The 10,582-nt window shown below is 29.2% G+C and carries 12 protein-coding genes; all 12 read right to left on the reverse strand.

Translation table 11 applies throughout. From position 1 onward, the window contains the following. Nucleotides 1-138 precede the first annotated feature (138 nt). The 12 genes from QVZ41_RS14110 to QVZ41_RS14165 all read right to left on the reverse strand — a co-directional run bounded on the left by QVZ41_RS14110 (nucleotide 139) and on the right by QVZ41_RS14165 (nucleotide 10,451). Nucleotides 139-771: a hypothetical protein gene (locus tag QVZ41_RS14110; protein WP_302885288.1), complete on the reverse strand. Its 633-nt coding sequence runs from the start codon at nucleotides 769-771 to the stop codon at nucleotides 139-141. 223 nt (nucleotides 772-994) lie between these two features. Continuing rightward, the gene (locus tag QVZ41_RS14115; protein ID WP_302885289.1) at nucleotides 995-1,582 is read right to left on the reverse strand and encodes a hypothetical protein; all 588 of its coding nucleotides are present in this window, start codon (nucleotides 1,580-1,582) and stop codon (nucleotides 995-997) included. A 203-nt stretch (nucleotides 1,583-1,785) separates the two neighbouring features. Continuing rightward, nucleotides 1,786-2,451, reverse strand: a complete 666-nt coding sequence (locus QVZ41_RS14120) for a DUF3885 domain-containing protein (RefSeq protein WP_302885290.1) — start codon at nucleotides 2,449-2,451, stop codon at nucleotides 1,786-1,788. 234 nt (nucleotides 2,452-2,685) lie between these two features. Then, the gene (locus QVZ41_RS14125; protein WP_302885291.1) at nucleotides 2,686-3,135 is read right to left on the reverse strand and encodes a hypothetical protein; all 450 of its coding nucleotides are present in this window, start codon (nucleotides 3,133-3,135) and stop codon (nucleotides 2,686-2,688) included. A gap of 303 nt (nucleotides 3,136-3,438) precedes the next feature. After that, nucleotides 3,439-4,038: a hypothetical protein gene (locus QVZ41_RS14130; RefSeq protein WP_302885292.1), complete on the reverse strand. Its 600-nt coding sequence runs from the start codon at nucleotides 4,036-4,038 to the stop codon at nucleotides 3,439-3,441. Between the two features lie 821 nt (nucleotides 4,039-4,859). Next, a complete protein-coding gene (locus QVZ41_RS14135; RefSeq protein WP_302885293.1) occupies nucleotides 4,860-5,195 on the reverse strand; it encodes a hypothetical protein in 336 nt (111 codons plus the stop codon). A 372-nt stretch (nucleotides 5,196-5,567) separates the two neighbouring features. After that, nucleotides 5,568-5,918 (reverse strand): hypothetical protein, encoded by a 351-nt coding sequence (locus tag QVZ41_RS14140; protein WP_302885294.1) that lies wholly within the window; start codon nucleotides 5,916-5,918, stop codon nucleotides 5,568-5,570. Beyond that, nucleotides 5,918-6,451: a hypothetical protein gene (locus QVZ41_RS14145; protein WP_302885295.1), complete on the reverse strand. Its 534-nt coding sequence runs from the start codon at nucleotides 6,449-6,451 to the stop codon at nucleotides 5,918-5,920. Before QVZ41_RS14145 ends, QVZ41_RS14140 begins: the two co-directional genes overlap by 1 nt. A gap of 229 nt (nucleotides 6,452-6,680) precedes the next feature. Then, nucleotides 6,681-7,469: a hypothetical protein gene (locus tag QVZ41_RS14150; protein ID WP_302885296.1), complete on the reverse strand. Its 789-nt coding sequence runs from the start codon at nucleotides 7,467-7,469 to the stop codon at nucleotides 6,681-6,683. Between the two features lie 208 nt (nucleotides 7,470-7,677). Beyond that, nucleotides 7,678-8,640 (reverse strand): hypothetical protein, encoded by a 963-nt coding sequence (locus tag QVZ41_RS14155; protein WP_302885297.1) that lies wholly within the window; start codon nucleotides 8,638-8,640, stop codon nucleotides 7,678-7,680. A gap of 2 nt (nucleotides 8,641-8,642) precedes the next feature. Continuing rightward, a complete protein-coding gene (locus QVZ41_RS14160) occupies nucleotides 8,643-9,290 on the reverse strand; it encodes a TauD/TfdA family dioxygenase (RefSeq protein WP_302885298.1) in 648 nt (215 codons plus the stop codon). Nucleotides 9,291-9,494: 204 nt separating this feature from the next. Then, nucleotides 9,495-10,451, reverse strand: a complete 957-nt coding sequence (locus tag QVZ41_RS14165; protein ID WP_302885299.1) for a hypothetical protein — start codon at nucleotides 10,449-10,451, stop codon at nucleotides 9,495-9,497. Between the last annotated feature and the right edge of the window lie 131 nt (nucleotides 10,452-10,582).

The raw sequence follows: 10,582 nt of genomic DNA on the forward strand, positions 1-10,582 counted from the left end.
AGATTTTCGAACACGGACTAAGCCGAAGCTTTTTGTTTGGATTTGTTTCTTTTGATTTCACAAAGCCAAATCAACAAGATTTGGCGACCTAGTAAATATACACAAAACTTTGAAGTTAGCACAAAACCCGCATGAAGTTTAGCCGTTGTTGTGTGCTGTACTTTCAATTTTCTTAAGTATAGTTTTAGTTTCCTTTTTAGTTATTTTTTCAGCATAGAATAGAATTACTAAATCATATGATTTAATTAAGTTTTCTTTTGAAACTCCAGTAGTACATTCAAGCCAACCATCCGATTCATTTCCATAATAGAACAATATTTCTTGTTTATTTAATAAATTTTCAGGAACGTTTGATCTAGAATTAAATGATCCAAAATTTATTTTAGAAAGGTCAATTTTTTGATTCAGTTCTATTCCAGGTAGGACTTGTTCCATTATCAGAGACTTGTTTTTTTCAAAGAAATAAAATCTATGGAATGCAATTGTGTCTTTTCTAGAAATATGATGATTAATTTGAATCCCTTGTTTTATTTGAAAATCTTCAATAGGATTTTTCCTTGTTTGCAATTTACCTTTTTCATATACCTCATAGCTAATTGATATATACTCTCCTTTGTCAACCTTAAAAGGATATTTGAATATATGTATTCCTTGTTCTTCAAAAACGTTTTTTAAATCTTCTGAATCAATTTCATATTTGTTATTCGTTCCTTGTCCAAACAAGGTGATATTCATAAATAAGGTAATTATAAAAATAGATATGTTTTTCATTTTTTTTTCGTATTGCACACAACGGTTTTGGCTAGGCTTTGTGCGGGGTTGAAAATCGACAAGATTTTCGAACACGGACTAAGCCGAAGCTTTTTGTTTGAATTTGTTTCTTTTGGTTTAAACTAAGCCAAATCAACAAGATTTGGCGACTTAGTAAATATACACAAAACTTTGAATTTAGAAATAAACCCGCATGAAGTTTAGCCGGTGTTGCCTAACGTTTTTATTCGATATTATTTAATTCGGATATAAATTTTTCACTCATTTTTTCTATTCGATATAATAAATTCATTCTATTTTTCAAAGATTCAATTTTTTCTTTATCATTTTTGAAAAACTCAATCTTTCTTTCATATTTTTTTATTTCATCTTCATTGATTTTTTTTAGTCGTTCAAGAAATTTTGATTGTAAATGAGTTTCTTTCGTATTTTTGTCATATTGTTTATAGAAAGAGTTTAGAAGATTTTGGTAATTCATAATCCAATCTTCTCTGTTTAATTCAGTAATATTCTCAATATAGTTTTCCACTTTGAATTCTCCGATTTGGTTTTGTTCGCTCCAGAAATCTAAATAATTATCTTTAGTTTTCTCAACATCGATATATTTATTCAGGAATTTATTGAGTTCATTTTTCAAACGCTTCTTATCTTCAATTCCGTTTAGTTGTAATTCAAATTTATTGAAATCATTTGGTTCTAATTTCCTCGGAATGGTACCTGTGTTAGTAAGTTTTAAATTCAATCCATTTGAGTTTTTCTCGTCAATTATTTCGAGAAGAATGAAGTTTAAATTTGTATTTACAATTTTCATTTCTAATGTTTGGCAACGGTTTTGGCTAGGCTTTGTGCGGGAAGAAAATCGGCAAGATTTTCGAACACGTACTAAGCCGAAGCTTTTTGTTTGGATTTGTTTCTTTGGTTTCACAAAGCCAAATCAACAAGATTTGGCGACCTAGTAAATATACACAAAACTTTGAAGTTGGCACAAAACCCGCATGAAGTTTAGCCGGTGTTCTATGCAGTTTTTTCATTTTTAAACATTTCATTAATTTCTTTTCGATTATAGTCTAAAATCCAAGAATTTAAATTTTCATAAATATGCTTTAGTTCTTTTATTGATTTCGACCATATGTCACAACCTCTATCGTCATAAATATTAAACCCTGTATTGTTTTTCGGACAAAAGAAATATACTTTTTGAGTTATAAAATTTTCACCACCCATTTCTAAAGACGCAATACCTCTTATTATTTCCTTAACTTCATTTAAGGGTAGAATAATTTTCCCAATAGATAAATCACATTCTAATTTATCTTCAAAAATCCTCTCAACCTTTTTTCCATTAGAATCTTCCTCGTAATAAGTCTGTTCGAATGGTCCTTTGATTCTTTTTAGGTCGTAATTTTTCAAGAGTTTATGTAAATAATTTTCTTTCACTTTTTCCTCTTCGATTTTTATCCAACTATCTTCCCATTCTTCCACAACAATTATTATTTCATTCTCTCCGATTAGCTGGTTGTATATTTCGATTCCTCTTTCAGTAGCTTGCTCTATTCTTTTTGAACTATCACTATTTCCTTCACCACCCAATTCGAACCTCATAGAGAAATCACCAAAAATTGAGTCAATTCCAGTATTGGGGAGTAACCTTTTTAATTCTTCTCGTATTGTTTGCTTCATTGTAAAGTCGTGATTTTTTTTAATTGCATAGAACGGTTTTGGCTAGGCTTTGTGCGGTGTTGAAAATCGACAAGATTTTCGAACACGTACTAAGCCGAAGCTTTTTGTTTGGATTTGTTTCTTTTGATTTCACAAAGCCAAATCAACAAGATTTGGCGACTTAGTAAATATACACAAAACTTTGAAGTTGGCACAAAACCCGCATGAAGTTTAGCCGGTGTTGTAGTGCGTTTTTTAAATTTTGGCTTCCATTTCACCAAATTTTTCAAGTTGATTTAATTCTATATAAAGTTTATCATATTCACGATTAAATTGAAAATGATAACATTTTTTTATTAATTCGATGTTCTGAGTTTGAAACATTTCAAGCCACCTTATTTCCTTTTCTTTACCTAGTCCAAAAAAGCTTTTTTTCATTTTTGGATAAATATAACCTATTATATATCCGTGCTGATTTTCGTCTCCAGAAATAGAAACCCAAAAAGTTTTCTTTTCTTTTTCGTCTTCTACAGAAAGTGTTGGTGATACTTTTTCAGGATTTTGATTAGCTTTTTTCAACTCATTCATCCAAGGAAATTTTTCAAATTCATTTAAAAAATTTAAATAATCAGTTTCTCCTTTAAAATCATATTGATCAAATTCATATCCAGCTCTTTGAATATTCCAAGTAAAATTTTCTGTCATATTTTCAGGTTTAGTTTTTTTGTGAGAACAAGATTGAAAAGCAATACATAATATTAGAATTATTTTTGTTATTTTTTTCATTTTTAATGCACTACAACGGTTTTGGCTAGGCTTTGTGCGGGAAGAAAATCGGTAAGATTTTCGAACACGCAACTAAGCCGAAGCTTTTTGTTTGGTTTTGTTTCTTTGATTTCACAAAGCCAAATCAACAAGATTTGGCGACTTAGTAAATATACACAAAACTTTGAAGTAAGTACAAAACCCGCATGAAGTTTAGCCGGTGTTGTGCTTAGTGTTTTTCAATCATTCAGCTAATATTTCGTATGGTCTTTCTGGAAATCCAAAAAGGATTGCTTTTTTCTCGTTAATTTCTTTAATTCCGATTAGTGTTTCTCTTTCATCATTGTTATAAATTGATACGAAATAAGTTCCTTGTAAATTTTCTAAAGCTAATTTTTGTCCGTTTTTATGTCGTCTTTGATTAATTTCTTGAATTGTAGGACTATCTAAAATTTTGTTAAAAACTAATCTAATTTTCTCGTCATTCCATTGAGCTTTAAATTCAAGTTTTTCAATCTCTTCTGCTTTTAATTCCGTTTTCGTTGGGGAAATCTTTTCGTAATCAGTCGAAAATTCTTTGTTATCAGTTTTAGATTCAGTTTCACTAATAACTGTATAAGTTTTTCCCATTCTAAATATTCGTATTCGATTTGCATTTATAAACTCATATTTAGATTCAGAAATTTTTTCGGTCCAATTTGTTACTTTTTTTGATAGTTCAATTCCATTAGTTTTTTCTAATTCAAAATGAAGAATTTCGTCGTTCTCAAATTCGATAAATTCAGGTTGAGAGTAATCATCTCCAGTTTTAATCATTAACCAAGTTCCTTTGAGATTTTTCATTTTTAGCGGTTCTGAGACATTAAGCACAACGGTTTTGGCTAGCAAACGAAGCGTTTGATAAGCCGATTAATTTTCGACCTAAAATACAGAAAAAAGAAGAAAACTAACCTTGGGAAAGCACAAAATTAGCTTTGTTTGTTAGCCGGTGTTAACTTATGCAGTTTTTCACAAAGAAATATTGAATTGAAAAACAGCATTTTCCGATTTAAGCGCAACGACATTAAAATCGCGTTTCTACGATAATTTTCACGTTTTCCCTGTAAATATTTATCGATTAAAGATTCATTATCAACGAAGACATTTAGCGCACAGTTCAGAACGTAATGATTAAAAGCTATTTTTCTCAGTCAATAAAATTTATCAAATGATCTAAACTTCTCAAACAAAACTTATGCGTACAGTTTAAAACGTTCTAATTTTCAGCGAAAAGATGGTTTAAAATATATCGACTACCGATTAATTTTCAATGAAACAATTTCAGCGCACAGTTTAAAACGCAACGATTAAAAGTTTTTAGTTTTCAGTTAAAACAAAGTTTCGGATTTAAAAATTTTGCGTGAGGATTGATTTCAAATAGATAAAAACCCTTTCATTTAAACCACTGCGAAAAATTCCAACAGGAATTTCAGCGCTGTTTAAGTTAACGGTTTTGGCTAGGCTTTGTGCGGGATTGAAAATCGGCCAGATTTTCGATTACGGACTAAGCCGAAGCTTTTTGTTTGGTTTTGTTTCTTTTGATTTTACAAAGCCAAATCAACAAGATTTGGCGACCTAGTAAATATACACAAAACTTTGAAGTTAGAACTAAACCCGCATGAAGTTTAGCCGGTGTTGTGTGTAGCTTTATTAAGTTTAAATTTTATTTTTTCAACTACTTCTGAAGCTTTGTTTAAATCACAATTTTTCAAATTGTATCTTTTAGGAACTTTTTCATAGAAAAAAAATATTTCATTGTCTTCTTTTATAGGTCCTCGAAATATTTTAGAACTGAGCGATAAAAGGAAATCAAGTATAGTCAAATACCAAATAATTTTTTCTTTCTTTAGTGTAATTTCATTAAGGCTTTCGAATAAGTAGATTTCATTCTTTTCTTTGTCAGTAATTATTTCAAAATGATTTGCAGCTAAAACTATTTCAAATAAAGGATTCTCACGCAATGTGAAAAGTTTCGAGTTATGACTAAAGTTATATTTCAATTTAGTGTTATTAATTTAATTTTTTAGAAAATATTTTTTACAAGTTATGTCTTGTTATTTATACATTTTTTTCAGATTATAGATTCGTGAACTTTGTAATTAATCTTAACATTTTTCTTAGTTACACACAACGGTTTTGGCTAGGCTTTGTGCGGGAAGAAAATCGATAAGATTTTCGAACACGTACTAAGCCGAAGCTTTTTGTTTGGATTTGTTTTTTTGGTTTTAACTAAGCCAAATCAACAAGATTTGGCGACTTAGTAAATATACACAAAACTTTGAAGTTAGCACTAAACCCGCATGAAGTTTAGCCGGTGTTAGCTGTAGGTTTTTTTATATTTCAATTTTCCATTTTATTTTACCTGATATTTCTGAGCAAATTTTTATGCTAGCTTTTCCTGTGTCAAAATTCAAATGATATTTAATTAATTTATTTTTCAAAAAGGCTGATAATTCAGGAGAGATTATAATCATTTTTTCGAAAAGTGATTTTATTTCATTTAATTCACTGATTGCCGATTGTTTTGAAATATTATTTAAGTTATTATTAATGCTCCATCCCGTTACTGAAAACTCATTAATAGAAATAGATTCAAATAATAATTCTCCAACTGTAAACCTGTTACCTTCTTTAAGTAAAGTCAGTGCATTATTAATTCGATGCTTTACATGCTCTTCAGTCATTATTTCAAACGTTTAATTATTCTATTTCTTAGATGGTTTGTTTCGCCTAAATGGTCAGCCATATCCATATCATTATTTTCGAAACTTAAAACAAGATTCAAATTAAATTCGCCTGATTGAAAAGTGATAATCCCATTTATAAATTTTTTGTATTCTCTTGGGAATAATATTCTATTAGATCTATCAGATGTAGCTTTGACACGAAATTCAATTCTATTTTCGAAAGAAGAAATAATTTCCCAATTGTATTCTTCTGACATAGAGTATATTTCATTTTTCAACTCCAAAACATTTTTATTTGTTTTATATGTTTTAAAAAGAAGTTTATTATGTTTAAACCACATAAAAAACAGAGCGATAAGTAATACTAAAAAACTAGCTTTATGAGCCGTACCAAACTCTTTGTTAAATTTTTCATTCAATAATTCATTAAATAAAAATATACTTGGTATAAGTAGGAGAATTAATGGAAAGAAATAGTAAATCAAAGATTCAAATAAGTCTAATTTTCTTTTTTTCTTATGTAATTTCAAAATTGTGTTTTTTACTTACAGCTAACGGTTTTGACTAGGCTTTGTGCGGGGTTGAAAATCGGCCAGATTTTCGAACACGCAACTAAGCCGAAGCTTTTTGTTTGGTTTTGTTTCTTTGTTTTCACAAAGCCAAATCAACAAGATTTGGCGACTTAGTAAATATACACAAAACTTTGAGAAAGCATAGAACCCGCATGAAGTTTAGCCGGTGTTAGCACCTGTTATTTTTTTAGTAATATTCTATAATTCTTTCTTTTCTTGTCAATTCACTTTCTGACTTTATCCAATTTTGATTAAAATCTAATTTATAAGTAACGCTTTTACTCTCTGTCATTTTTCCATTATAATACTTTTCCGTTTTTACAAGATTTCCAATATTATTATGATAGAAAATTTCTTTTGATTCTGATGTTGGAAATGAATATTTCGTAGTTTTTATTTTTTTATTTTCTTCGGGAATAATTTTCAATTCAGTTATTTTTTCTGGCAAATTACTCTTAAAAAATTCCTTTGTCAGAGTTATATTTTCATTAGGATATTCATATTTCCAATTCCTAAATCGTTTTGTCTCAACGTATCCAAATTTCTTTTCAATCGTTTTTCTTGAACTATCTATTTTGAATTCCGTAACTGTATGAAGTTTATTTAAGTAATATTCCTCTTTCTTTTCAAGTCCTAGACTATTGTAGTAATATTTTATGAAAAAAGTAGAATCTCCGTTAGTAACAATTTGTTCATTTATCAATCTATTTTCGTTGTCATATTTGTGATAACTAATAATTGAAGATAAATTAGGTTCAAAGTATGTTTCTTTTTTCTCAATTATTCCATTTTTTTTATAAAATTCCAACACTCTAGATTTCAAAGTGTCATTTTCAAAAGTTTTAGTTTCGACACTTTTTATTTTTCCAAATAATTTACTTTCAATAAATTCCGCTTTCTTATTTTCAGTTTTTTCATTGCAGGAATAAAATAACCCAAATAAAATTAGAAATATTATTAAAGTGCTCGATTTCATAATTGGTGCTAACGGTTTTGGCTAGGCTTTGTGCGGGAAGAAAATCGACAAGATTTTCGAACACGGACTAAGCCGAAGCTTTTTGTTTGGATTTGTTTCTTTGGTTTTCACAAAGCCAAATCAACAAGATTTGGCGACTTAGTAAATATACACAAAACTTTGAAGTAAGCACAAAACCCGCATGAAGTTTAGCCGGTGTTGGCACCTGTTATTCATTACTCCATCCCCAATCTTCAGGTGGGTTTAATTCGTTGTAACGTTCTGTAATCATATCAGAATCATCAGGATTAATCATATCATAATATTCTTCTGGAGTATATATATTTCTACGAGTATAATGATTTCCAATTCCAGCAGCTTTTAATGAACTATAATTTATTAATTTTAATTCACATGCTATACAATGGAATTTTGTTGGTAGAATTGATTGACGAACAATTATTTCATCTTCATTACTTTCTACATTTTGTTTTCCATAAGGTTCTCCAAAAACTGTTGCTGTACATTTACAAGACGGACATTCAACTCTATGATGTCCTCTGTAAGACAGTCTATCCCCACTTTTCTGAGCCGTTTCTTTTAGTTCTGCTTTCTTTTCGGGTTCTTTACCACCAAAAACTTTGCTATGAGCAGCTATAAGACTTTTCGTTTTTCCAATAACACTTTCTTCGACTTCAGCAAGAATTAAATCTGCTTCTTTTTGAACATCATCACCGAACAAAGAGTTTAAAGATTCACCTTGAAACTCACAAAGTATTTTACAGCATTTATAAAATCCTGCAATCCATTGTTGAGTAGGATATTCTTCAAAAGCAGCTGCTCCTGTATGAACTTCTTCATTTCTCCTATTAATTATAGCAGAAGCAATTTTAAAGTTTGAATCAGTAAAGTCTGTAATTAAATTTTGACATAAAGATAATACACTTATTGTTGCAATTGATTTTCGTTGAGATTTAGCAGAACCCAGTCCTAACGCATGAAGTAAATTTTGGTGTTCTCTATCTGGTTCAGCTAATAATGTTGGACTTACAGAAGATACAGAAGATCGAGCGAGTAACTCTAAGCCCATAGCACACCAAAGGCCAAAATAAGGTTCTTCTTTATCTTCATCATACGCCTTTTCAAAATATAATTTAGCTTTTGTAAATAATGGTTCTCTTTCCCAACTCATAATTAATTAATATAAATTCGTTTTAATTCTCTTTCGGTATCTTCTTTTACAGATTTTCGACCATGTAAACTTTTCCAGTTATCAATTAGAACAGTTTTATTTCCTGACCATTTAATATTTTCATATTGTATAATCGATAAAATTTGTTGAAAAGTTTTGTCAAATATTTTAGCATATTTATTAAAAGGAAACATACATGAAGGGTCATATTTTATACCTTCTATATTGTTTTCTCTAAAAATGAATGAAGTATAAAATATTTCACTATTTGTCTTTACAAGATATATAGCTCTTTCTGCATTTGATTTATCTATTTGGGATAATAAATCCCAAAAATCAATTCTTGATATTATTGTGGTATTACAATTACTTGGTTTTTCTGAATGCATTAAAATATATCTTGCTGGTTTTTTTAAAAATGCTGTATCGGTATGAAACGGGAATTCATCTAAACCGTGTTTGTTACTGAATGTTCCTTTAATGGCTTTATCTTTCAGTATGGGTCTAAGATTAAATATGTTTTGTCCATTAGGATGTTTTAATATTTTTCCAATTTCTGACGCAATTGAAATTAATTCATTATCCGAAGAACCACTCTTAAACTCAGTCCATCCTTTTGTTTTTAATGATATATGTTCGTTTTTTGTCATAATTGGTGCCAACGGTTTTGGCTAGGCTTTGTGCGGGAAGAAAATCGGTCAGATTTTCGAACACGTACTAAGCCGAAGCTTTTTGTTTGGATTTGTTTCTTTTGGTTTCACAAAGCCAAATCAACAAGATTTGGCGACTTAGTAAATATACACAAAACTTTAAAGTTAGCACAAAACCCGCATGAAGTTTAGCTGGTGTTGTATTTAGTTTTTTATATTTTCCAAATATTCGATGAATTCAATCAAATCTTGTTTAACACCTGAAAATACCTTTGTTTTATATTTTTTATCAAGTCCTAAATCGCAAATTTCGTGTTTCCTTTTTTTATCTGTAAAAAATATATCTGTTGAAAATAAATAACTAGATATTCTCATTAAGTCAATATGGTCTCCTGTATTTTCTTGTTTGTTTTTAACCGCCAAATAAGCTCCTAATGAAGTTTTGATGTATAATGTTGGTATTCTTCTAAATCCATTTGTTTCCAGTTCCGTTAATAATTGTTCAAGTTGTTTTTTTTTAAAACTATGTTTATATGTTAACTGATAAAGTAATTGATCAATCCAATGAGGGAAATTATGATTTCCATAATTATCGGGTCTTATTTGTATTCTTTTCTTTTTAATATATTCTTTTAAACGGTCAATAAATTTTTGTCTTTCAATGTTCTTAATTGCATTCATTAAGATAAGCTCAGTTTCATTATTGTTAGTAGGTTTTAAATTTTTTCGTATTTCATTTTGTGATGAAAACCTATGTGTAATACTTTCATCAAAGATTTTATTGTTTTTATTTATTTGGTTATAAATTTCGTCAAAATCTTTGAGTTTTGCTGTTTTCAAAAATGTATTTGTTGTAAAGTTGTTTTTTCTAATCAGTGAAGATATAATTTGAGATGTTAGAAATGGGTCTGATTTTAAGAGATAATTATCAGAAAGAGATCTAAAATATTTGTCATGTTTTATAGCTCCTTCTATGTTCTTTTTAGCTGTTTCTAATGTGTGTTCAACTGAAAGAGGACAATATAATTTTCCAAGAGAATGATTTACTTCTAATAGTTCTTTAATTTTCAGCCATAAAGGATTTGTTCCATCTATTATGTCACTAATAACAAATTGGTCTAGATAGATACAAATTTTATTTTGAGGATTTATTTTTTTCAAAATTAAATACAACGGTTTTGGCTAGCAAACGAAGCGTTTGATAAGCCGATTAATTTTCGACCTAAAATACAGAAAAAAGAAGAAAACTAACCTTGGGAAAGCACAAAATTAGCTTTGTTTGTTAGCCGGTG

Source organism: Wenyingzhuangia gilva, assembly GCF_030519655.1.
Taxonomy (GTDB): domain Bacteria; phylum Bacteroidota; class Bacteroidia; order Flavobacteriales; family Flavobacteriaceae; genus Wenyingzhuangia; species Wenyingzhuangia gilva.